Origin of the sequence: Nostoc sp., from assembly GCF_036917555.1 — a bacterium.
Taxonomy (GTDB): domain Bacteria; phylum Cyanobacteriota; class Cyanobacteriia; order Cyanobacteriales; family Nostocaceae; genus Nostoc.
The window spans coordinates 1-22,722 of the sequence record NZ_JBALDD010000006.1 but is presented as its reverse complement, the minus strand read 5'-3'; the positions used below and the strand labels follow the sequence as shown (position 1 = coordinate 22,722).

Annotated in this window: 20 protein-coding genes; 10 read left to right on the top strand and 10 right to left on the bottom strand. The window is 42.9% G+C overall.

Going from position 1 to position 22,722, the window contains the following annotated elements:
- Positions 1-85: 85 nt before the first annotated feature.
- From V7K60_RS01695 to acpP, 5 genes are all read right to left on the bottom strand, one after another.
- Entirely contained in the window at positions 86-496 is a 411-nt protein-coding gene (locus V7K60_RS01695; protein WP_334922438.1) for a PIN domain-containing protein, read from the bottom strand.
- A 5-nt stretch (positions 497-501) separates the two neighbouring features.
- Positions 502-795, bottom strand: a complete 294-nt coding sequence (locus V7K60_RS01690) for a hypothetical protein (RefSeq protein WP_334922436.1) — start codon at positions 793-795, stop codon at positions 502-504.
- Positions 796-910: 115 nt separating this feature from the next.
- Complete coding sequence (gene tkt / locus V7K60_RS01685) at positions 911-2,938, bottom strand: transketolase (RefSeq protein WP_334922435.1); 2,028 nt, start codon at positions 2,936-2,938, stop codon at positions 911-913.
- Positions 2,939-3,275: 337 nt separating this feature from the next.
- Positions 3,276-4,526, bottom strand: coding sequence for a beta-ketoacyl-ACP synthase II (gene fabF, locus V7K60_RS01680; protein ID WP_334922433.1), 1,251 nt, complete (start codon positions 4,524-4,526; stop codon positions 3,276-3,278).
- A gap of 234 nt (positions 4,527-4,760) precedes the next feature.
- Complete coding sequence (gene acpP / locus V7K60_RS01675; protein ID WP_094349173.1) at positions 4,761-5,015, bottom strand: acyl carrier protein; 255 nt, start codon at positions 5,013-5,015, stop codon at positions 4,761-4,763.
- A 422-nt stretch (positions 5,016-5,437) separates the two neighbouring features.
- Between acpP and V7K60_RS01670 the strand changes: the two genes are divergently transcribed.
- The gene (locus tag V7K60_RS01670; protein ID WP_334922431.1) at positions 5,438-6,343 is read left to right on the top strand and encodes a CoB--CoM heterodisulfide reductase iron-sulfur subunit B family protein; all 906 of its coding nucleotides are present in this window, start codon (positions 5,438-5,440) and stop codon (positions 6,341-6,343) included.
- A 438-nt stretch (positions 6,344-6,781) separates the two neighbouring features.
- Here V7K60_RS01670 and lpxD read toward each other — a convergent pair whose 3' ends face one another.
- Positions 6,782-7,834, bottom strand: coding sequence for a UDP-3-O-(3-hydroxymyristoyl)glucosamine N-acyltransferase (gene lpxD / locus V7K60_RS01665; RefSeq protein WP_334922429.1), 1,053 nt, complete (start codon positions 7,832-7,834; stop codon positions 6,782-6,784).
- A gap of 179 nt (positions 7,835-8,013) precedes the next feature.
- Between lpxD and V7K60_RS01660 the strand changes: the two genes are divergently transcribed.
- Complete coding sequence (locus tag V7K60_RS01660) at positions 8,014-9,042, top strand: catalase family protein (RefSeq protein ID WP_334922427.1); 1,029 nt, start codon at positions 8,014-8,016, stop codon at positions 9,040-9,042.
- Positions 9,043-9,330: 288 nt separating this feature from the next.
- Here V7K60_RS01660 and V7K60_RS01655 read toward each other — a convergent pair whose 3' ends face one another.
- The 3 genes from V7K60_RS01655 to V7K60_RS01645 form a co-directional block, all read right to left on the bottom strand.
- Entirely contained in the window at positions 9,331-10,569 is a 1,239-nt protein-coding gene (locus V7K60_RS01655) for an NAD(P)/FAD-dependent oxidoreductase (RefSeq protein ID WP_334922588.1), read from the bottom strand.
- Positions 10,570-10,620: 51 nt separating this feature from the next.
- The gene (rd, locus tag V7K60_RS01650; protein ID WP_292774831.1) at positions 10,621-10,785 is read right to left on the bottom strand and encodes a rubredoxin; all 165 of its coding nucleotides are present in this window, start codon (positions 10,783-10,785) and stop codon (positions 10,621-10,623) included.
- A 177-nt stretch (positions 10,786-10,962) separates the two neighbouring features.
- Positions 10,963-11,157, bottom strand: coding sequence for a hypothetical protein (locus V7K60_RS01645; RefSeq protein WP_334821467.1), 195 nt, complete (start codon positions 11,155-11,157; stop codon positions 10,963-10,965).
- Positions 11,158-11,579: 422 nt separating this feature from the next.
- Between V7K60_RS01645 and V7K60_RS01640 the strand changes: the two genes are divergently transcribed.
- Positions 11,580-12,137 carry an SRPBCC family protein gene (locus V7K60_RS01640; RefSeq protein WP_334922425.1) on the top strand — a complete coding sequence of 186 codons (558 nt, stop codon included), beginning with the start codon at positions 11,580-11,582 and terminating at the stop codon, positions 12,135-12,137.
- Between the two features lie 104 nt (positions 12,138-12,241).
- On the opposite strand, the gene clpB is transcribed toward V7K60_RS01640, so the two are convergent.
- On the bottom strand, positions 12,242-14,860 hold the full coding sequence (clpB, locus tag V7K60_RS01635; RefSeq protein ID WP_334922586.1) for an ATP-dependent chaperone ClpB: 2,619 nt from the start codon (positions 14,858-14,860) through the stop codon (positions 12,242-12,244).
- 479 nt (positions 14,861-15,339) lie between these two features.
- Between clpB and V7K60_RS01630 the strand changes: the two genes are divergently transcribed.
- The 7 genes from V7K60_RS01630 (at position 15,340) to V7K60_RS01600 (ending at position 22,556) form a co-directional block, all read left to right on the top strand.
- Positions 15,340-16,788 carry a DUF2157 domain-containing protein gene (locus V7K60_RS01630; RefSeq protein WP_334922423.1) on the top strand — a complete coding sequence of 483 codons (1,449 nt, stop codon included), beginning with the start codon at positions 15,340-15,342 and terminating at the stop codon, positions 16,786-16,788.
- A gap of 175 nt (positions 16,789-16,963) precedes the next feature.
- Positions 16,964-17,620 (top strand): GDYXXLXY domain-containing protein, encoded by a 657-nt coding sequence (locus tag V7K60_RS01625; protein WP_334922421.1) that lies wholly within the window; start codon positions 16,964-16,966, stop codon positions 17,618-17,620.
- Between the two features lie 125 nt (positions 17,621-17,745).
- Positions 17,746-18,129, top strand: coding sequence for a hypothetical protein (locus V7K60_RS01620; RefSeq protein WP_334922419.1), 384 nt, complete (start codon positions 17,746-17,748; stop codon positions 18,127-18,129).
- Between the two features lie 190 nt (positions 18,130-18,319).
- A complete protein-coding gene (locus V7K60_RS01615) occupies positions 18,320-18,574 on the top strand; it encodes a TIGR02450 family Trp-rich protein (RefSeq protein WP_334922417.1) in 255 nt (84 codons plus the stop codon).
- A 684-nt stretch (positions 18,575-19,258) separates the two neighbouring features.
- On the top strand, positions 19,259-20,125 hold the full coding sequence (gene bchL / locus V7K60_RS01610; protein ID WP_012410753.1) for a ferredoxin:protochlorophyllide reductase (ATP-dependent) iron-sulfur ATP-binding protein: 867 nt from the start codon (positions 19,259-19,261) through the stop codon (positions 20,123-20,125).
- A gap of 32 nt (positions 20,126-20,157) precedes the next feature.
- Positions 20,158-20,952 carry a DUF5331 domain-containing protein gene (locus V7K60_RS01605; RefSeq protein WP_334922415.1) on the top strand — a complete coding sequence of 265 codons (795 nt, stop codon included), beginning with the start codon at positions 20,158-20,160 and terminating at the stop codon, positions 20,950-20,952.
- 200 nt (positions 20,953-21,152) lie between these two features.
- On the top strand, positions 21,153-22,556 hold the full coding sequence (locus V7K60_RS01600) for a ferredoxin:protochlorophyllide reductase (ATP-dependent) subunit N (RefSeq protein ID WP_334922414.1): 1,404 nt from the start codon (positions 21,153-21,155) through the stop codon (positions 22,554-22,556).
- The last annotated feature ends 166 nt before the right edge of the window (positions 22,557-22,722 follow it).

Below are 22,722 nucleotides of genomic sequence, written 5' to 3'. Positions count from 1 at the left end.
ACCGGGCTTTTCAGAAAAACCCGGTTTCTAAACACGAGTGTTACAAGGACAAATGTAAATTTAAGTAGAGACGAAGCTGTTATTTCTAAGACTTTGTTGATAGCCAATTGTCTAAGCTTAGTCCTTCAACTCGTAGCAAGTCAGAATCATTAGAAACCAGAATTAATCCGCGTGCGATCGCTGTAGCCGCTATCAATATATCTTGTTCTTGTATCTTCAAACCCCTATGTTGTAAATCCACATGAATTTCACACGCTAGTTCAATAATCTCTAAATCATCTATTAATATAATTTTATAGATTTGACAAAATTTATTAAACTCAGCTAACTGCCTAGTTGCATTAATAGCTAAAAGACCTCGTTTGACTTCATAGTAAGTTATGCAACTAATAAACACATCTTGTTTCAGACGACGGACTTCCCGAAACTTCTGTTCTACAATTATATTTCTCTTCAAAATATAACTAATAATATTTGTATCTAATAAATAAGTCACTTTGTCTATTTTCGCTTTACTGCTTCATCATACATTTTGATTTGCTCCGGTGTTAAATCATTTAACGTACCTGAAACTGCCTCTAAAATAAAAATGCTATCAATTCTGTCTGTCAAATCATCATTTGCAATTTTCCTCATTTCTTCTGGTGAGAATTGCCCAAATAGTTCAACTAACATTTGGATTATCTCACGTTGGTTTAACTTTACTTGATATAAACTATTACTTTTAAATAACTTGTCTACAATTGGCGATATCCGGTTAGTAAGTTCTTGATGATAGCTAGAAACTTCTTGCATAACTTCCTCTCAGGATTTAACTAATTACCTCAATTATAAACAATCTCCCTCTGCATAAAATAAAAGGCGGACAAGATGCCCACCCCTACAAAATTTTGAGAATATTCTGTTGCTATTAACCTAACAATTGTTTAGCCTTAGCTAATACATTATCAACGCTAAAGCCAAACTTCTCTAGACAAACATTACCTGGAGCCGAAGCACCAAAGCGATCGATACTAACAGTATCGCCTTCAGTACCCACGTATTTGTGCCAACCGAAACTAGCGGCAGCTTCTACAGACAAACGCTTGGTAACAGCTTTTGGCAAAATTGACTCTTTATAAGCCGCATCCTGTGCTTCAAACAGTTCCCATGAAGGTAGCGAGACAACACGGACTTTCTTACCTTCAGTCTTAAGTTTTTCGGCTGCACCGACAGCGAGGCTCAGTTCTGAACCAGTTCCAATCAGGATGATATCAGGTGTACCTTCGCTATCTACCACGGTGTATCCACCCTTCGCCACGCCTTCAACCGATGTACCTGCCAAGTTGGGGACGTTTTGACGGGTGAACGCCAACAGAGACGGAGCGTTTTGCTTCGCCTTTTCAATCGCTATTTTATAAGCGCCAGAGGTTTCGTTACCGTCTGCGGGACGAAACACAGTTAAATTAGGAATGGCTCGCAAGGAAGCCAGAGTTTCAATGGGTTGGTGCGTGGGGCCATCTTCACCTTGTCCAATGGAATCGTGAGTCATCACCCAAATCGCGCCAGCTTGGGAAAGGGCGGATAAGCGGATGGCAGCACGCATATAATCTGTGAAGATCAAGAAGGTAGCACCGTAGGGAATTAATCCCGAAGCGTGCAGCGCTATCCCATTACAGATTGCGCCCATAGCATGTTCCCGTACACCAAAGTGGATGTTGGGGTTTTCGTAGTGCCCTTTTTGAAAGTCGCCTTTGCCCTTGACTTCGGTAAGGTTGGAGTGGGTTAAGTCAGCCGAACCACCAATCAATTCAGGTAAAACTGCCGCTAGTTTGTTGAGGGAGATTTCTGAGTGTTTGCGGGTAGGCAGTCCTTTGTCTTCTGGGGTGTAGGTGGGTAGTACTTTATCCCAACCGTCAGGTAGTTTGCTGCTTATGTAGCGCTCAAAGTCAGCCGCTTCTTGGGCATACTTAGCTTTGTAGTCTGCAAAAGTCTTGTTCCATTCGTCTTCGTAACCTGCGCCACGTTCCACTGCTTTGCGGGTGTGGTTGAGGGCCTCTTCTGGGACTACGAAAGGCTCGTATTCCCAACCCAAGTTTTTCCGAGTCAATGCGATTTCGTCTCCGCCAAGGGCAGCACCGTGAACACCAGCGGTGTTTGCTTTATTGGGGGAACCGTAACCAATAATGGTTGTTACCTTGATGAAAGAAGGCTTATCAGTAACAGCTTTGGCTGCTTCAAGTGCTTTGGCGATCGCTTCTAAATCGGTGTTGCCGTCTTCGACGTGTTGGACGTGCCAGCCATAAGCTTCAAAACGCTTAGAAACATCTTCGGTGAATGCCACATCGGTGGAACCGTCGATCGAAATGTGGTTGTCGTCGTACAAAGCGATGAGTTTGCCTAATCCCAAGTGTCCTGCAAAAGAACAAGCTTCACCAGAAATTCCTTCCATGTTGCAACCGTCACCCACAATCACGTAGGTGTAATGGTCAACAATCTTGGCATCGGGTTTGTTAAATTTAGCGGCCAGGTGCGCTTCAGCGATCGCTAAACCAACTCCATTGGCAATTCCTTGACCCAAGGGGCCAGTGGTGACTTCCACACCTGGGGTCATGAAGTTTTCCGGGTGTCCGGGGGTTTTAGATTCCCATTGACGGAATTGCTTGATATCTTCAATGCTGACGCTATCGTAGCCTGTCAGGTACAGTAGGGCGTACTGCAACATTGAGCCATGACCAGCAGATAAGACAAAGCGATCGCGGTTAAACCATTTGGGATTCTTGGGATTAAACTTCAAATAGCGATCCCAAAGTACAAAAGCCATTGGAGCCGCACCCATTGGTAGTCCTGGGTGTCCCGATTTTGCCTTTTCTACGGCATCAACAGCTAAGAAGCGGATCGAGTTAATAGCCAGTTCTTCGACGGACAATTCTTTGGCGGATTGGGTTGCAACAGTCATAATCTCTTGTTTTTAACGACGGGTTAGCACTCTTCGTAGCTTCTCTTGCTGGGGTTATTTTAGATTCCCCACAGTATCCTTATCATCCCACTCCCGCTTGTCGATGGACAAGCGGGATCTCCTGAGTTTCTGGTGATAAATCAAGCTGATAATTGGGTCATGCTGAACGCTTACTTTATATCAGAATGATATTTTTGATACTTTGGGTATGGGACATGGGGCATTGGGGAGCCACTGCGTTGGGCGGGTTTCCCGACTTGAAGCAAGTGGCCTCATGGGGCAAACGAGCAGAGTCGGATCAAACTACTGAATTCTGACTCCTGCCTCCTAATTTCTTTTAAACGTATTTCTTAAAGGCCAGTGTGACATTATGACCGCCAAACCCAAAGGAATTGGATATTGCCACCTCGACTTTTTGAGCGCGGCTAGAGTGAGGCACGTAATCTAAGTCACACTCTGGATCGGGATTTTCCAGATTGATTGTCGGTGGAATTTGGTCATTAGCGATCGCTAGTACTGTTGCGACTGCTTCAATACCTCCAGAACCGCCCAATAAATGACCTGTCATCGATTTGGTGGAGCTAATTGCCACCTTATAGGCATATTCTCCCAAGGCTTTTTTGATTGCTGAGGTTTCAGTTGAATCATTAGCTGGGGTGCTAGTGCCGTGGGCGTTAATATAGCTAATTTGTTCGGGAGTTATACTGGCATCTTTGAGCGCTAGTTCGATTGCTCTAGCGGCTCCAAGTCCACCAGGTACGGGGGAGGTGATGTGGTAGGCATCACAGGTCATGCCATAACCGATCATTTCCGCATAAATGTGAGCGCCGCGACTGATGGCGTGTTGCAGTTCTTCTAGAATTAAAATTCCTGAACCTTCACCCAAAACAAATCCGTTGCGATCGCGGTCAAAGGGACGGCAAGCATGAGCCGGGTCATCATTGTTAAAAGAGAGTGCTTTGCAGGCGGCGAACCCAGCTATCGATAAGGGTGTGACAGCTGATTCCGTTCCCCCACAAATCATCGCTTGGGCATATCCCCCTTGAATTAAGCGAAAAGCATCTCCAATAGCGTTGGAACCAGCAGCACAGGCAGTTACAGGACAAGAGTTTGGCCCTTTAGCACCTGTGTGAATTGCCGTTAATCCTGCGGCCATATTGGCGATCATCATCGGAATCATGAATGGACTACAGCGATCGGGGCCACGGTTGAGGTAGATAGTTTGCTGGTCTTCTAATACCTTAATTCCACCAACGCCAGAACCGATCATCACACCTACCTGTTCTGCATTCAGGTCATTGATCGCTAACTCCGCGTTAGCTAGAGCCTGTTTTGCTGCTGCAACCCCAAATTGGGAAAATCGATCCATGCGCTTGGCCTCTTTACGCTCCAAGTAATCATGCGGATCGAAGTTTTTCACCTCACCAGCAATCCGGCAATCATGGCGAGACGCATCAAATAATGTGATGTTGTCAATGCCATTGCGTCCACTCAATAATCCATTCCAATATTCTGTTGCTGTGTTACCTATAGGTGTAATCGCGCCAACACCAGTTACAACAACGCGTTTACGTGTATGATCTGTCATGATTCAGTTAAAAATGGCGAAAAAGCAGCAGGCAAAAAATTTGAGGTTAGCGACTAGGTACTGGTGAGCCAGCGCGGTCTTAAAGGTTTCCTTTACGAGCGACTGGCATCGGATTGCTGACTTCAAGCGACTGGCGTTAACGTCAGCATTAGTGACATTAGCAGCGTCACGTGAAGAGTGGCTAGATATTAGAGAAAAATCTCCCCAATCCCAATCCCCAATTCCAATCCCCAGTTAAGCTGAGGCGGTAACTTTGTTATTGATGTAATCTACTGCGTCTTGAACCGATGTAATCTGCTCGGCAGCTTCGTCGGGAATTTCGATATCAAATTCTTCTTCCAAAGCCATCACCAACTCAACGGTATCGAGGGAATCTGCTCCCAGGTCTTCCATAAACTTGGCTTGTGGTGTGACTTTATCTGGGGGATCAACACTCAGTTGTTCGATAACGATTTTCTTGACCTTTTCAAAAAGTTCCGCTTGGCTCATAAATAAAAGTCCTTAACCACTTGCTACGATCTGCTCTTTAGAGGAGACATTGTTTTGAGCATATACATCTTATCGTCAAGCGCGATCGCCCGCATACTTCCAAGGGTTTTTCTGTTAGAAAACCTCTCCCATTCCTAAAATAAATCGGGTAAGTTTTCTGGGAACACTTGAACTGTGGAGCGCGCTACGCCATCACTGATACCGTGTAAATGCTTCGGCTTTTCAATTATTGCTAAAATTTTTTACAATGTCTCGGTCAGTATTTACAGTCTTGCTAGCAATTAAGAATATGTAGATGCTGCGACCCCTAACTGTCTAGGTTAAAGGGTAGCTAAACGTCAAACATCATAACTTTAGTGCTAACAAGGGAATGATAAAACAGTTATTGTTTAGAGCGATCGCTCTAACCCAAACATACTTCTATGCTACCTCAGACACTGAAATATGCTTACTTCCCCGGTTGTGTTGCTCAAGGGGCCTGTCGGGAACTTTACCAATCAACTCAAGCGCTTACCCAAGCATTGGGTATTGAACTAGTTGAACTTAAAAAAGCTGCTTGCTGTGGTTCTGGCACATTTAAAGAAGATTCGCAACTGCTAGAAGATACAGTCAACGCTAGAAATATTGCCCTAGCAGAAGAATTAAATCTGCCCTTACTTACCCATTGCAGCACTTGTCAAGGTGTTATCGGTCACGTCAACGAACACCTGAAAGAATGTAAGACTTCTAACCCTGTTTATATTGAACAGGTTAATGGCTTGCTAAATAAAGAAGGCTGTTCCCCTTATCGCGGCAGTACTGACGTTAAACATCTTCTTTACGCCTTAGTAACAGATTACGGTTTAGAGGAAATTACCAAACGTGTTACCCGGAAGTTAACTGGATTAAAATGTGCGGCTTTTTATGGCTGTTATCTCCTCCGCGCCCAAAAATCTATGCCTTATGACGACCCCTTCCAACCGGAAGCGATGGAAAATATGTTTCGGGCGGTGGGTGCAACACCAATTTATTACCGAGGTCGGACACAATGTTGTGGTTGGCCCCTTGCTAGTTATGCCACTACCCAATCTTTTAAGATGGCGGGGATGCATATTCAGGACGCTTTAGCATCTGGTGCTGACTGTATAGTTACGCCTTGTCCTCTGTGCCACTTAAATTTAGATTCGCGTCAGCCAGAGGTAGAAAAGGTGATTGAACAAAAGCTAGGTTTACCAGTATTGCATTTACCCCAGTTGATTGCTTTGGCACTTGGCGTTAGTCCAAAAGAACTGGGTTTAGACCGTCACGTTGTTTCCACAAAGCCAGTGTTGGAAAAATTAGGATTTTAGTTTATGGAGTACAAGGGGCTTAAGTCCCTTGTATAAGTAGGTAGGCGTAAATAATTATCGTTGGGATAAGGCAGGGGGCAAAAGGAAAAAGGGTTTGAGCCTTGTTTACTTTTCTTTACACAGTTTAGTTTTATTGTGCCGACTTATATCAGGAGCAAAGCAAAGGAAAAGAGGTATGGGGGAAAATTTCTCCCTTGTTCAGATATCCTTCACTTCATACCTTTTTCTGCTTCTCTCACACTTTTTCTCAAAAAATAATATGGTACAAGTACCATTTCACCCGACGAAACTAATTCAACTATTCTCATTCAAATTCCCATCTGTCAATAGGAATTAAAACAAAATCCTCTTGAATAAGAATACAGAATGGGACGTGCAAGATTCGCGCCCCACAAGAGTAATTTTGAATTTGATTATGCAATTTAGATAACTTTCAGCTTATTCATTGCTATTTTTGAATTGACGTTGCAATTGCTTTAGCGATTGATACATATCTGGCAGGCGACCATAAACAGCAGATACCTTGAGATATAGTTTGTAAGGAAGGGCTGGAGTTCCGCAGACAACTTCTCCTGGTGCAACATCGTTGTGAATTCCAGTTTGAGCAGATGTCATCGACCCATCTCCCATCTTCACTTGATTGACTATTCCTGTTTGTCCAGCTAAAATAACGCGATTTCCCAGTTTAACACCTCCCGCCATGCCAACCTGACCTGCGATCGCACAACCAGAACCGATTTGGCAACCATGACCTATTTGCACTAAGCTATCAATTACTGTATTCCGACCTACCCGTGTTTCTCCGACAGATGGGCGGTCAATACCAGTGTTGCAACCAACTTCCACGCCATCTTCTAAAACTGTATAGCCGGATTGTTCCATTTTGAACCAACCAGTTCGGGTAGGAACAAAACCAAAGCCTTCTGCACCGATGACAGCACCACTGTGAATGACGCAATCTGCACCGATGCGGGTGCGTTCGTGGATGGTACAGTTAGCGTGTAAGGTGGTGCGATCGCCTATTTTAACATCTGGATAAATCACCACATTCGGATGAATAATTGCACCATTGCCAATTTCTACCCCTTGTTGAATCACAGCATGGGGGCCAATATAAACATCACTACCAACTTTTGCAGTGGAGTGAATTACAGCGCTAGGATGAATTTCTGGGATAGGGCGATATGGTTGATAAAAAAGTGCGATCGCTTTGGCAAACAACAGTCGCGGATCTGAGGTCGCTAGCCAGACAATACCTCTTTCTTGTGCAAGCGCTTGTAATTTTTCGTTTTGGGGCAAAATTAAAGCACTAGCATGGGTATTGCCGACAAAAGACCCAAATTTTGCACTTTCTACATAACTGATCGTACCGTTGGTAGCTTCATCAATGGCTGCTACCCCTGTAATTTCAGGGTCATGGTCTGGGTTGTTAGTCAGGCTATGATTGGTGGCTGCGTCACCAAATTGGCGGAGGATTTCACTGAATTTCATTGTTGGCTATATTCAAAATTGATCTACAAAGGATAGTAGCTTTATTGAAGAATGTTAACTTAAAGCCTTATTTATAAAGTTAATTTTAAAACTCTCATAAATATATTTTGAGCCTATATACTCATTACAGTACTTAAATTGTATTGATTGGTGAAAATTTTGTACTCAAGGAAAAAAGTATGAGCGATTTGAGCTTATCCTTACCCACACAGTCAGCAGAAACCGATGCCATATTGGCAAATGTCTTACAGGAACAAGCACAGAAAGGGCCTGACTTGCGCCAAACACATCCTAAAAGTCATGGTTTGGTTTGGGGAGAATTCATTGTCGAAGACAGCATACCCGAATCCTGGCGGGTGGGTGTGTTTGCCAAAAAACGGAGTTATCCAATTTGGGTACGGTTATCTAATGCTTCTGCACCTGAAAAACGTGGCAAATTCAAATCAGACTTGGAACCAGATATTCACGGTTTAGCTATCAAACTTCTGGAGGTAGAAGGGGAAAAGGTACTTGATGACGAGAAGTACACACAAGATTTTATTTTTCTTAGTCACCCAGTTTTTATAACGCGAACCCTGCAACAGTTTGCTGATTTGGGGAAAGTTGGTAGTGATCAGGCTGATCCAGAATTATTGCGATCGCTTGCACCAGTATTTGAAATTATCCAAGCTGCTAGCAGCAAACAGGTAGCGAATCCCTTACTCATCCCATACTGGAGTACGACTCCGTATAAACTTGGCTCTCATGTGATTAAATTCTCACTTCAGCCACACCAACCGGATGAAATTTCCGATGGGAAACCTGATTCCGAAAATTATCTGCGTGAAGCAGTAGTCAAATATCTCACTCAAGAAGCAAAAGAAGCAAATTTTGACTTTCTAGTACAGCTTTTTGTAGATGACGAAAAGACACCTATTGAAGATCCCACTAAAGAGTGGAAGGAAGAGGATGCACCATATATTAAACTGGCTACTGTCAAAATTCCGGCTCAGAAATTCGAATTTGAAGAACGCAACCGATTAAATGAGGGGTTATCTTTCTCTCCTTGGCACACCTTACCTGAACATGAGCCTTTAGGTATTATTAATTTAGCTCGGAAAAAAATCTACTTAGAAGCTGTGAAGTTACGCCATAAGTATGCTGAACAGCGCCTAAGAGAACCTCAACCTTATAGTGAGATTTTAGATGAGCCTGATACTAACTCGTAATTAGTAATCAGATGCTTTTTTATCTTCAACCGGACTCGCAATTGGCAAGGAAACGGGGGTAGAGATTGACTGAGTGAATCTAACTGAGGTTTTTCTATTGTTGCCTTGATACTGCTACTTGGTTGATCAAAATCAGAACCAATAATCTTGTCGTAGTTAAAAGTAACAGCTAAAAAAGCCCCCAATCAGCAGTGCCCAGAACCGTAGTAAGGACTTTAGTCCTTATTTTCTAAGCACTAAACTGCTTACTACGAACTCTCTTAAGCTGTCATAATCCCGATGGTGGTACTAATCGCTAGTCGCCATTGCTACGCCTGCTAAATACCCAGTTGTCCAAGCACTTTGGAAGTTAAACCCACCGGTGACGCCATCAATATCTAAGATTTCTCCGGCAAAATAAAGACCAGGAACTAACCGACTTTCCATTGTCTTGAAGTTGACTTCTTTGAGTTTAACACCGCCACAGGTAACAAATTCTTCTTTGAAGGCTCCTTTACCGTTGATTAAATATTCTCCTTGAGTAAGTTCTTGCACCAGTTGATTTAAGGTTTTACTAGATATTTCTGCCCAACGGTCTTCTGTAGTAATGCCTACACGAGCAATGATGTATTGCCAGAGACGATGAGGTAGATCAACTCCACGATGCAATGCGATCGCTTTCTTTCCCCATTCATCTTTAACTGCTAAAACTTTTTCTCGCACTTGTTCTTGGTGCAAATCAGGCAGCCAATTAATCAATAATGTGGCTTGGTAGCGGCTTTCGTGCAGAACTCTTGCACCCCAAGCCGAAAGCTTCAAAACAGCCGGGCCACTCAAACCCCAGTGGGTAATTAGTAATGGCCCAGTTTGTTGCAATTGAGATTTTCTGCCCGCAGATAACCGCAATTGAGCAGGGTTAACGCTAACTCCAGCCAATTCCCGCAATTTTTGATCGACAATGTTGAAGGTAAATAACGAGGGTACTGGCGGTTCAATTTCATGACCTAACTCTCGGACAATTTTATAACCCGCAAGGCTGCTACCAGTCGCCAGAAGTAGGCGATCGCATTTAATCGTCTCTCCCGACTTCAGAAGAATATCAAACCCACCCTCTGCTGCGGTTCGTTTCACTGAAGTTACATGCGTACCGATACGAAGTTTTACCCCAGATGTCGCCACTGCTTTAATCAGAGATTCCACAATGGTTTCTGAAGTATTGGTGACAGGAAACATCCGGCCATCGGCTTCCGTTTTGAGATAGACTCCACCAGCAGCAAACCAAGCTACTGTGTCTTGAGGCCCAAACCGAGTCAAAGCACCCCGCAAAGCTTTTGCACCTCTGGGGTAATTTTGCACTAACTCCTCCGCCTCAAAGCAAGCGTGAGTTACGTTGCAGCGTCCGCCACCAGAAATTAGTACTTTCGCTAGGGGTTGGCGACTAGCTTCGAGTAAAGTAATTTGGGCATCAGGATTGGCTTTAGCACAAGCGATCGCGCCAAAAAATCCCGCAGCCCCACCCCCAATAACTACAATTTGTAACGGTAACAATTTCAAAAATATCTCTTTTACAGCACCTACTTTCTAGGCTAGCTGTTATTTTCACTCTTCATCAGGTTCAAAGTCGTCTTTTGTCGCACCACAAGTTGGACATGACCAATCTTCTGGTATATCTTCAAAGGCTGTTCCCGGTGCTATATCACTATCTGGATCGCCTTCTGCTGGGTCATATATATAGCCACAAACAGTACATTTATACTTTGCCATGTTCGTTTCCCCTCGTAAATTTTTGGCATTGCTTCCCTATTAAATACTTTTGACAGTGAGTCAAAATAGGCAAGCTACAATTCTTAAACGAGACTACGACATGAAAATTATCAAATAAAGGTTGTACTTGAGGGGAAATTTCCGAGACTATACCAGCTATTCTCAAAACAAATCAGATTAAAAACGCCACCATGTCCTTTGGGCGTAACTGATAATTCCGATCGCGATCGCCCCAAGTAGCAGTAACCAAATAATTCCACCTGGGATAAAAGTGAGAATACCAATACCTCTAAGTACCCAGATGGCAACGCTAATGCCGAGAAGTATACCAAAAATCTGGATTAATCTACGATTTAAAGAAGATTGATTCACCTAATTTTCCTTTTAACTCAACAGACATTACACTTGATATTGATAATTAAGATATGAAGTTACGATGAAGTTGCAGTTTCATCATAAATAACACGTAAAAATTGAGAGATACTATCCAAACATTGAGGTAAGGTACTTGATGTTAAATCGTGTTTGTGCCATTCTAGCTGTTAACAACGCAGTTTTTCATTTACAAGTATTACTTTGATAAAACTCACTGGAGTATTAATTATGTTAATTGTGATAAGAAACACAGTTTTTACAGTAAAGTAACTGAAATGATTAGCGAAAAATCATGCTTTCCAGAAAAGATAAGTATTAAACTGGAACTAATTTAATAATGGGTTGGATCTAAATCAAGTTTTATGGCTTGTAGTTTCAACTCTATTTAAATGGATGAGTTGAGGAGTAACTTAATCATTATGTCTGCGTCTTATATATCAGATTCAATTATTGCAGGTTCAGATATGGCTTGGAGTCAAGACAAGCAAAAGTTGCTGGTACAGGGTGAAATTTTGGTAGAAACGCGATCACACAAGATGTCGGGTGGTTCAGTAACAGCCTGGATGTATTTGCCGATGGTGCGATCGCACGTTTGGCAGCAATTAACTGATTATCCCCGCTGGGTACAATATTTTCCTGATATCACCAAGAGTGAGGTAGTAGATAAAGGTGAAGTCAAACGTCTGTATCAAGCAGCACAAAAAGCCTTTTTCTTTTTCACGGCTCAAGTGGAAATTTACCTCAATGTTGTAGAAGTGCTGGGGCAGCAAATCCAATTTCGCATGGTAAATGGAACTTTTGAGGACTTTGACGCCAATTTAGAACTAAAAGATTGTGGTAATGGCACAATACTTGCTTATACTGTGCAAGCGACACCTCTAATTCCGATTCCATCTATTTTTATTCAACAAGCGATGAATTTTGAGTTGCCTGCAAATATGCGTAAAATGCGACAAGTTATGTGTAAGACTCAATAAAAAATTCAGACGTTGCTGATTGGATTTTCACTTTACCTATAGATAATTCAAAAACCCGCTCTCTGTGAGAAAACGGGTTTTTGTGTGTGATTTGTGAGGTGTAATTATCCGGTAAAGACTTCAACTGGTAAACGGCTAAAGGACAACCTTTCATTTTGCACATCTACAAAAATGGTGTTGCCGTCGTTGAATTCGCCGCGCAAGATGGATTTAGCAATTTGAGTTTCTAACTCTCGCTGAATCGCCCGCTTCAGTGGACGCGCCCCATACACTGGGTCATAGCCTACTTCTGCTAAAAAGTCAAGTGCAGCATCCGATAGTTTGAGAGATATTTTGCGATCGCTCAATCTTTGCCGCAATCTTTCCACTTGCAACAGCACAATTTGCCGCAATTCCCTCTTATCCAAACCGTGGAAGATGATGATTTCATCAATCCGGTTCAGGAACTCTGGACGGAAGCTATTTCGCATTGCTTCCATGACTCGACGGCGCATTTCGTCGTAGTGGGCGTTATCCCCGGCGATATCAAGAATGTACTGCGAACCGATGTTGCTGGTCATGATGATAATAGCGTTCTTGAAGTCCACCTTATGACCTTGGGCATCAGTGACGCGACCATCATCAAGAATTTGCAAAAAGATATTAAAGACATCGGGGTGTGCTTTCTCGATTTCGTCGAAAAGAATCACTGAGTAAGGACGGCGGCGAATCGCTTCTGTAAGTTGTCCGCCTTCTTCGTAACCCACGTATCCTGGAGGCGCACCGATTAAGCGAGAGACAGCGTGTTTCTCCATGTACTCAGACATATCGATTCGCACCAGCGCATCTTCACTATCGAACATATACGCCGCCAGTGCTTTCGCCAATTCGGTTTTACCCACACCCGTAGGCCCAAGGAAAATAAAGCTAGCAATGGGACGATTAGGATCGGCTAATCCAGCTCGCGATCGCTGAATTGCATCCGCTACAGCTGTGACTGCTTCTTCTTGTCCAACCACGCGGCGGTGCAGTTCATCTTCTAAATGCAGCAGCTTTTCTTTCTCAGATTCCACCAACTTGCTGATGGGAATTCCTGTCCATTTAGAAATAATTTCGGCAATATCACCTTCAGTGACTTCTTCTCGTAATAGTGATTTCCCACTTCTTTGAGTGCTTGCCAATTCCGCTTCTATTGCTTCCAGTTGACGATGTAAACTGGTTAAATTGCCGTATTTTAACTCCGCAGCGCGGTTAAGGTCGTAGTCACGTTCTGCTTGCTGAATCTCTAAGTTGACCCGTTCAATCTCTTTTTTCACAGACTGAATTTTATCAATGATATCTTTTTCAGATTGCCATTGAGTATTCAGAGTTTTTTGTTCTTCTTTGAGATCGGCAATTTCTTTTTCCAATCTTCCTAAACGTTCACGAGAAGCGGCATCGCTTTCTTTTTGCAGCGAAAGCTTCTCCATTTCCAATTGCAGAATTTTGCGATCGATTTCGTCGAGTTCTTCTGGTTTTGAGGTAATTTCCATTTTTAATCTCGCGGCGGCTTCGTCTACCAAATCAATTGCTTTATCTGGTAAGAAGCGATCGCTAATATATCGACTTGACAATACGGCGGCTGCAACTAAAGCACTATCAGAAATCTTCACCCCGTGGTGGTTTTCATAACGTTCTCTCAACCCGCGCAAAATCGAAATACTATCTTCTACACTGGGCTGATCGACATAAACTTGTTGGAAACGTCTTTCTAGTGCGGCATCTTTTTCGATATGTTTGCGGTATTCGTCTAGGGTTGTCGCCCCAATACAGCGCAATTCGCCCCGCGCCAACATCGGTTTTAACAAGTTACTAGCATCCATCGCGCCTTGGGTTGCACCAGCGCCGACAACAGTGTGAATTTCATCAATAAATAAAACAATCTTGCCGGTAGATTCAGTAACTTCTTTTAATACTGCTTTCAGACGTTCTTCAAATTCACCTCGGAATTTTGCCCCTGCAATCAAAGCACCCATATCTAAAGCAATTAGCTTGCAGTCTTTGAGGGATTGAGGTACATCACCTGCAATAATACGCTGTGCTAATCCTTCGGCGATCGCAGTTTTACCAACACCTGGTTCACCAATTAGCACAGGATTATTCTTGGTACGGCGAGAGAGAATTTGCACAGTCCGACGAATTTCATCATCCCGCCCAATCACTGGATCGAGTTGACCTTTACGTGCAGCTTCTGTAAGGTCACGCCCGTATTTTTCCAGTGCTTCGTATTTGCCTTCTGGATTTTGGTCGGTCACTTTTTGACTCCCACGAATTTGTTTAATAATATTTTTTAGCTTGCCTTCGTCTAAACCAAATTCTTGGAATAAACTTTTGCCAAAACGGTCATCTTTAGCGTAAGCCAACAATAAGTGTTCAATTGAAATATATTCGTCTTCAAACTCTTTGCGATATCCGTCTGCCCGATCTAGAAGTGTATCTAAGCTACGTCCCAAGTAGACAGAACTGCTGGTACCAGATACTTTCGGCTGACGTTGGAAAAATTGTTCAGTGCGATCGCGCAGTTTTTGAAGATTAACACCTGCCTTGGTGAGAATGCCAGTTGCTAGACCATCTTGTTCTAACAGCGCTTTCATCAGGTGTTCACTTTCTATCTGCTGCTGTTGATATTGTTTCACAATATCCGGGGTATGGGCGATCGCTTCCCAGGCTTTTTCTGTAAATTGATCTGGATTAGTTGGTTGCATAGGCTTTTTTGAAGAACGTAGACGCCCAACCATGAGACAATGCTGCCCAGAGTTGTCTGAGTGCCGACTTCCGACATAATCGCCTAGACGGCAGCTTGTCTTCAGATATCAGAACTTTGGGGGAACACTTTTTGGGCGAAGTGTCCATCGCATACAGAACAAGAATCAGTTTTGTTCTGATATCGTCATTGTAAAAACATGGAGGCGACTAGCTGGATCGGTCTTCACATCTTTATAGAGTAGTAGTATTACCGCCCGTGGAAAAAAACAATCATTATTTGTACTTTCTAGGCAGTCGTGAGATGTTTGAGGCAATGAACTAGGCGATCATCGCCTTAAATGGTGTCAAGCCCATGTTTACTTTCACGCCTGTATTGCGTAAAACAATCGCTCGACACTGTAAGTATAATTAGCTTCATCGATCTGACGAGCATAGTTCTCGTTCCACATTCCATTTGCTTACAGCCTCGGAGAGAATCATGTTACTTGATAATTTTCGCCGCCAGTTGCGTCAAGAAGCGCAACTATGGCAGGATGAAGGACTTATTGATGCTGATTTTTACCAAATACTCGCACAAAGGTATCAATTTAATAATCTAGAAACTGCCGCTCGCGATCGCTTCGTTTTTATCTTGATCGCTGTGGGTGCAACATTATTAGGCTTAGGTGTAATTACTTTTGTAGCTGCTAACTGGCAAGCTTTGAATAGAGAAGCCAAGTTAGCACTACTGTTAAGTTTATTCCTGACAACTAATATTGCTGGTTTTATTTTGTGGAGACAACCTGCAAGCAATAATATTTCCCCAAGAAGCCGAAAACGCCGCCAAAAGGTCTTCGGAGAAGGCTTGCTACTTTTAGGTGCGTTGACGATTGGCGCAAATATAGCGCTGTTGGCGCAAATGTTCCATATTAGCGGTTCAAGTTACGAACTGTTCTTAATTTGGGGGTTGGCTGTTTTACTAATGGCTTACAGTCTGCGCTTGACTTCCTTGGGGATGCTTGCCCTGATTCTAGTGCTAATTGGGTATTCGATCGGATTATTTGATGGGTACTTTGTACAAAATGAGCTGACATGGGCGCGGCTGGTAATACAACATCTGCCCCTACTTTTAGGTGTAGTGTTTGTACCTCTAGCTTACTGGTGTCGTTCCCGTTGGATTTTCAGAATTGCGGCGATCGCATTTGTTACATCCTGGCAATTTCATCTCCAATCCCTGCAAGTTCTGACATATAGAGATGCTCCATCTTGGATTGCTATAGCCGCCTTTGCCCTCCCCCCAGCATTATTGTGGAGTTACGATGACTTACTATTTTGGCGAGTTTCTTCCAGGCTATTTCAGCCCTTTGCCAGGACTCTAGCTAGGGTGTTTTTCAGCATCACGTTTTACTACCTGTCTTTCCGTTGGTTATGGTCAGCCCCATCTGTTGGTTATTACACTGAATTTCAAAATAATCACTTAGCAACTTCGCTACCCTTTATTGATGTGGCAATTTTCACAGTTTTAGCTCTGTGGCAATGGTGGCATTTGCTACGACCAACAAGCAACAGGGAACGCCAGGGAATAGATATCAAAACAATCTTTATTGGCAGCTTGATTGTCATAACTGCTTTATTAATCTTCGTTCATCAAGCTATCACTTTGATTCCAGCCATTCCCATATTTGCTTTTAATGTCCTTTTAGCAGTGTTAGGATTTGAACTAATTCGGGAAGCGCTGGAGTTAGGACAACGACGCGATTTTTGGGGTGGACTAATATTATTAACACTACAAATTATCAGCCGAACCCTAGAGTACGACACCGCTTTACTCTTCAAATCTTTAGTTTTTGTTTTGTGCGGTATTACTGTAATTTTTGCTGGATTGTGGTTTGAACGTTATTTGTCGTTTTTACCAGTTTTATCAACTTCTGATGAAAATCGGTCATAATACAAATTCTCTGTAAAAAAAGCACTAATTACTTGAACCATATCTTCCTTTGCATCTTTGACAGTTCGTTTAATAAATATCAAGTGCATCTTCATGCATAATTTGTGTAAAAAATTTATGAATTCAAAAAAGCTGATCGTTCAATACTTAAAACTCATTTTTTGGATTATCCCCTATGGAAACTAATCAAGCATTACCTTTGCAAAATGAACCTTCAAAAAAGCCTATAGCTCTTTGGCAGTTTGTAGTTCCTCTGCTAATTCAAACAGCGATCATCTTAGCAGTACCAGCCCAATCAGTTTACACACTTGTTACAGGTAAAACAGCTATTTTGCAAACTCTACCTGTAGATCCTTACGATTTGCTGCGCGGTTACTCTGTGACGCTAAATTATCAAATTTCTCGCATAGATAATTTAAAAAAACTTCCTGGTTGGGAAGATTTGGTGAAGCAAAATCCTGTTCCCGACAAACGAGGCGAGCCTTTGGTGCAGGGAACCAACTTGTATATAATTTTGGAAGAGCAAAAATCCTCTAGTGGAATTCCTCAAGCTTGGAAACCTGTGCGCGTAAGTGGACAATTCCCAACTTCCCTAGCTGCAAATCAGATAGCCTTAAAAGGTCAATATAGTGCCTATAATTCGATTACTTATGGCTTAGAAACTTACTACATCCCAGAGGATCAACGGAACGATATTAATAACGATATCTCTAAAGCCCGATCAATCAAACCAGGACAGCCGCAACCGATAGTAGTGGAAGTGAAAGTGAATGCACAAGGTAAAGCAATACCTATAAATATGTGGGTACGCGATCGCAAATATCATTTTTAATTCTCAGCAGTGCAAGGTGTTGTTAAACTCCATCAACTTTCAAGTCAATGGTACAAAACCATCTCCGTATCTTCTCATTCCCCTGCTCCCACACAGAGTTACCATAATTCCAGGTCGCCTAGTGGATGCTGAAAATGATTGACCCCTACGACTTTGAAGATGATGACTTTGACTTTGAGGATGAGGATTTCTTGAAAATAAAACCCATCAGCCAAATGACTGAAGGGGAAAAGCTACAGAGGTTTAAGCGGTTCTTCGACAGCAGTAGCCGTGCTATGTTGCAAGACTGTCTATTTCGCATCGTCGATTATGAAGATGGTACGGGTACGTTAGAAATACTTTGCCCTAACGAAGTCGTAAGGCAACGACTTTCCAAGAAAAAGCGCAAAATTACCAACAACATCAACACCTGCTGGAGTCATATCAGATGGTTTTCGCTATGTGTCCAGCAAGATAGTGAGTTGCATTGCCAGAAGTTTACCCGTAATGGTGATTTGGTGACATCTTAATTGGGGACTGGGGGAGGATAAGGGGGATGAGGGGGATGAGGGAGAATTATTGAACAAGTTTCTTCCTTGTCTCTTCCCAATGCCCAATGCCCAATACTTCGACTCCCTTCTCTACAAGAGGCTGCACCAACGACTACCAAGAGGGCAAGTCGTTCAGTACAAGTGCCCAATGACAAATGACAAATGACAAATGACTAAAAAACAAAAATTTCCTTACCTAGTTGGTTCTAAGTGGACAGCACAGCGAAAAGTTGATGGCTGGCGGCACTTCCAAGTTGTTAACCGGAAAAATCAAGCTAAGTGGGTTTACGCCGAAATGGTTTCTGCTTGCGATCCTAAAGTCCGTTTTTGGATAAATGCCAAATTATTACAAGATAGCTCCCAGTGGCAAGCAGGCTGGCAAACATTACAGGAAATCCAGGAAATTGAAACTGAGGTGTCCTGATTTGACTCGTTCCCAGTCTGAGACTGGGAATGCCCATTAGTGGGATGCCGTCAATGAAGGAGGCGGCAACCAAAAGATTTTAATCAGCTTAGATAATATTTGACAATTTAATAATTTTTTACAAAATCACACTAACTTACTCTCAAGCAGCAATTAAATGGTTGTGACTACCGACTGAAAACTGGTAATTTATCTACGATACCTTTCCTGCGGAACGCTACGCGTAGCTTGCTTCCCTGTAGGGGTACGGTGAGCTACGCTAACGCAAACTCCAGTAGTATTTCCAGTATCAGGCTGCATATACCTCTGTTTCCCCTTGACCCTGCGCCCCAATGCCTTGAAAACACGTTGTAAAAACATCAGCTAATTCTATGAAAAGCATTCAAAAAAGCCGATTTCTAATTTTTGTATTTTGTAACTATTTTTATAAAAATAAGTAATAAAAATTTTTTATTGAGTCTTTTAAGAGCTTTTAAAGTCTTTAAGGTTCATAAAGGGCCAAATAGACCTAATTAAGATTTAATTCATCAGATAAGACGGTTTTACAGATTAGGAGGCACTTTCTTTTCTAGGTAATTTGCCCAATAATGACATCAACAGACCTCACGCATCGCCATCTCAGGAAAGGTGAAGGCAAATGTTTGAGCCACAAGTTTGACAAAAAGCTATAAGAGGGAAACAACAGTGAAACTAGCAGTCTACGGAAAAGGTGGTATCGGTAAATCCACAACTAGCTGTAATATATCCGTCGCCCTAGCTAAACGTGGCAAAAAAGTGCTGCAAATTGGTTGCGACCCCAAACACGACAGTACCTTTACCCTGACTGGGTTTTTGATTCCGACAATTATCGACACCCTCCAAGAAAAAGACTATCACTACGAAGATGTCTGGCCGGAAGATGTAATTTATAAAGGCTACGGTGGTGTGGATTGCGTAGAAGCTGGTGGCCCACCTGCGGGTGCTGGGTGTGGCGGGTACGTAGTCGGTGAAACCGTAAAATTACTTAAAGAACTCAACGCCTTTGATGAATACGATGTAATTCTCTTTGACGTTCTGGGTGACGTAGTTTGTGGTGGTTTTGCAGCACCACTCAACTATGCAGATTACTGCCTGATTGTTACAGACAACGGCTTTGATGCTTTGTTTGCTGCTAATCGGATCGCTGCTTCAGTCCGCGAAAAAGCCCGAACTCACCCATTGCGTTTAGCTGGGTTAATTGGCAATCGCACCTCCAAGCGCGACTTGATTGAAAAATATATAGAAGCAGTGCCCATGCCAGTTCTAGAAGTTTTACCTTTAATTGAAGATATCCGTGTTTCCCGTGTGAAAGGTAAAACTTTGTTTGAGATGGCAGAGCAAGATCCTTCCCTAGACTACGTTTGCGACTACTATCTCAACATCGCCGACCAAATTTTGGCGCGTCCCGAAGGTGTTGTACCTAACGACACACCAGATCGGGAGTTGTTCTCTTTGTTGTCCGATTTTTATCTAAATCCGGGTAAACCCCAGGTTCCTAATTCAGAAGAGGAACTAGACTTGATGATTGTATAAATCACCAAGTTCTCAGGATGGGGGACAATAACATGGCATTCTTTCACAGCTTTACAGATTCAATAAAGCAAAAGTGGTTGCAATTTTTCCAGAATAATCGAGACTGGATTACCCTGCACATGCAAGTGGAATCAGTGTACACCCCTGATGGCGGGAAGCGACCACCTTCTTACCTCATCCTGGGAGTTCTTAACGCTCTAGAGCCAAAGCTAGCGCAGTTAATGTTGCCCTTTGCCAAACTTAATCCTGACGCCGATACCCTAATTGAGGTGCTGGATTTGCATTTTGACCCAGATTTCGCTCTCGGTAATCGCTTCGTCGTCAGCCCAGATGTAGAGAAATACGTAGAAGAAGCAGCAGCTGTCATTGATGAAAAGCCTGAAGATGAAACATTGACACATGCTCATACAAATGGCTTTGTATCGGTGGCGGTAGTTCAAGAGTTCGCAATCGTGGATTCTGAGGATGAAAGCCTGGGAATCAGCGAGTTGGAGGAAACAGAAAATGGCTTTGGCGATATTTCCTTAATTAACGGACACAACTCAAAAGATGAGTCTCTCCAAACCTCTAGTTTAGAAGCAGATGAATTTGGGGAAATTGCCTTCGATATAACAGCTGCAACGGAAGTAAAGCTGGATGAAGACGAAGACGAGGCGCTTGAAGATAGTCCACTAGATGAGAATGCGTTTAAAGACGTGTTGTCAGATGTCTGGGGTGATGAAACAGCTTTGCAAAAGGCTGAAGAAAGTAACGATTTTTTGGGGGAAGAACTGCCAGCAGGTGTTTTTGATGAATCAGAAATTGCCCGCCTCTTCCCCAACGCCTAATTATTGCCGTTCTTCGCAATTTTAAGTTTTAGATTTGGGGTTTTGGATGAAGAATTAGGGAAATTGTCGTTAGACAGAGGATACTTTTGTTGTCCCAGCCTTCAATCCAAAATTATCAATCGTTCGACTGAGCAAAGCCGAAGTCTAAAATCTGAAATTGGTTGACCTGCCATTAAATATCAAGGGGAGAAAAAACCAAAATGACTGTCGCTCAACAACCAGAAGCTTTAAACTTTGAATGTGAAACCGGGAATTACCATACCTTTTGCCCAATTAGCTGCGTGGCATGGTTATACCAAAAAATTGAAGATAGCTTCTTTTTGGTGATTGGGACAAAAACTTGTGGCTACTTCCTGCAAAACGCGATGGGGGTGATGATTTTTGCTGAACCCCGCTATGCAATGGCAGAGTTGGAAGAGGGCGATATTTCGGCACAACTGAGTGATTATGAAGAGTTAAAGCGGTTGTGCTTGCAGATTAAACGCGATCGCAATCCTAGTGTAATTGTCTGGATTGGCACTTGCACTACCGAAATTATCAAAACAGATTTGGAAGGTTTAGCACCAAAACTGGAATCCGAAATTGGAATTCCCATTGTTGTAGCGCGTGCAAATGGTCTAGATTACGCCTTCACCCAAGGGGAAGACACCGTGTTAGCAGCAATGGCAAACCGTTGTCCTGATAAGGCTCCGGTGGCGGAAACAGAGAAAAATGAACGCAATGCGATCGCTAAATTGCTCAACTTCGGTAAGAAGAAAGAAGATGTCGCCCAAGATGAATCTGAGTACGTAGATCATCCACCCTTAGTTCTCTTTGGCTCCCTTCCCGACCCTGTGGTTACTCAGTTAACCTTGGAACTGAAGAAACAAGGCATCAAAGTTTCCGGCTGGCTACCCGCGAAGCGCTTCACTGAATTGCCAGTACTGGAAGAAGGGTATTATGTCGCTGGTGTCAACCCTTTCCTCAGCCGCACAGCTACCACCTTAATGCGCCGCCGCAAGTGTAAACTCATTGGCGCACCCTTCCCGATTGGCCCCGATGGCACCCGCGCTTGGATTGAGAAAATCTGCTCGGTGTTCGGTATTACTCCCAAGGGTTTGGATGAACGGGAAGCACAAATTTGGGCAGGCTTGGAAGATTATGTGAAACTGATTCGCGGTAAGTCTGTATTCTTCATGGGTGATAACTTGCTGGAAATTTCCCAAGCAAGATTCTTAATCCGTTGTGGGATGACAGTTCACGAAATCGGCATTCCCTACATGGATAAGCGCTATCAAGCTGCTGAGTTGGCATTATTAGAGAAAACTTGCCAGGAAATGAATTCACCTTTGCCAAGGATTGTGGAGAAGCCGGATAATTACAATCAACTTCAGCGAATTTATGAGTTGAAACCAGATTTGGTAATTACTGGTATGGCTCACGCTAATCCGTTGGAAGCACGCGGTATTAATACTAAGTGGTCGGTGGAGTTCACTTTTGCTCAAATTCACGGCTTTACGAATGCGCGTGACATGTTAGAGTTGGTAACTCGTCCGTTGCGTCGAAATAATAATTTAAAAGATTTGGGTTGGGATAAGTTAGTGAGAGAAGAAGCGAAGATTTAGATTTAGGTTTGGATTCAGCAACAGCATAATACTATGTTAGGGGCGAACTTTTAGGTTCGTCCTTTTTTTACCAGGACTTACGCAACTGGCACAGCGATCGCCATTTAACAGTACATATATATTACTGAGAGTGAACGTCCAAAAAGGCTCTTGCTTAAATTAATAA

Excerpts from the sequence above, each read along its gene's own strand:
- V7K60_RS01690 (WP_334922436.1), bottom strand. The coding sequence starts at position 795 with ATGCAAGAAGTTTCTAGCTATCATCAAGAACTTACTAACCGGATATCG.
- tkt (WP_334922435.1), bottom strand. The coding sequence starts at position 2,938 with ATGACTGTTGCAACCCAATCCGCCAAAGAATTGTCCGTCGAAGAACTG.
- fabF (WP_334922433.1), bottom strand. The coding sequence starts at position 4,526 with ATGACAGATCATACACGTAAACGCGTTGTTGTAACTGGTGTTGGCGCG.
- acpP (WP_094349173.1), bottom strand. The coding sequence starts at position 5,015 with ATGAGCCAAGCGGAACTTTTTGAAAAGGTCAAGAAAATCGTTATCGAA.
- V7K60_RS01670 (WP_334922431.1), top strand. The coding sequence starts at position 5,438 with ATGCTACCTCAGACACTGAAATATGCTTACTTCCCCGGTTGTGTTGCT.
- lpxD (WP_334922429.1), bottom strand. The coding sequence starts at position 7,834 with ATGAAATTCAGTGAAATCCTCCGCCAATTTGGTGACGCAGCCACCAAT.
- V7K60_RS01660 (WP_334922427.1), top strand. The coding sequence starts at position 8,014 with ATGAGCGATTTGAGCTTATCCTTACCCACACAGTCAGCAGAAACCGAT.
- rd (WP_292774831.1), bottom strand. The coding sequence starts at position 10,785 with ATGGCAAAGTATAAATGTACTGTTTGTGGCTATATATATGACCCAGCA.
- V7K60_RS01640 (WP_334922425.1), top strand. The coding sequence starts at position 11,580 with ATGTCTGCGTCTTATATATCAGATTCAATTATTGCAGGTTCAGATATG.
- clpB (WP_334922586.1), bottom strand. The coding sequence starts at position 14,860 with ATGCAACCAACTAATCCAGATCAATTTACAGAAAAAGCCTGGGAAGCG.
- V7K60_RS01630 (WP_334922423.1), top strand. The coding sequence starts at position 15,340 with ATGTTACTTGATAATTTTCGCCGCCAGTTGCGTCAAGAAGCGCAACTA.
- V7K60_RS01625 (WP_334922421.1), top strand. The coding sequence starts at position 16,964 with ATGGAAACTAATCAAGCATTACCTTTGCAAAATGAACCTTCAAAAAAG.
- V7K60_RS01620 (WP_334922419.1), top strand. The coding sequence starts at position 17,746 with ATGCTGAAAATGATTGACCCCTACGACTTTGAAGATGATGACTTTGAC.
- V7K60_RS01615 (WP_334922417.1), top strand. The coding sequence starts at position 18,320 with ATGACTAAAAAACAAAAATTTCCTTACCTAGTTGGTTCTAAGTGGACA.
- V7K60_RS01605 (WP_334922415.1), top strand. The coding sequence starts at position 20,158 with ATGGCATTCTTTCACAGCTTTACAGATTCAATAAAGCAAAAGTGGTTG.
- V7K60_RS01600 (WP_334922414.1), top strand. The coding sequence starts at position 21,153 with ATGACTGTCGCTCAACAACCAGAAGCTTTAAACTTTGAATGTGAAACC.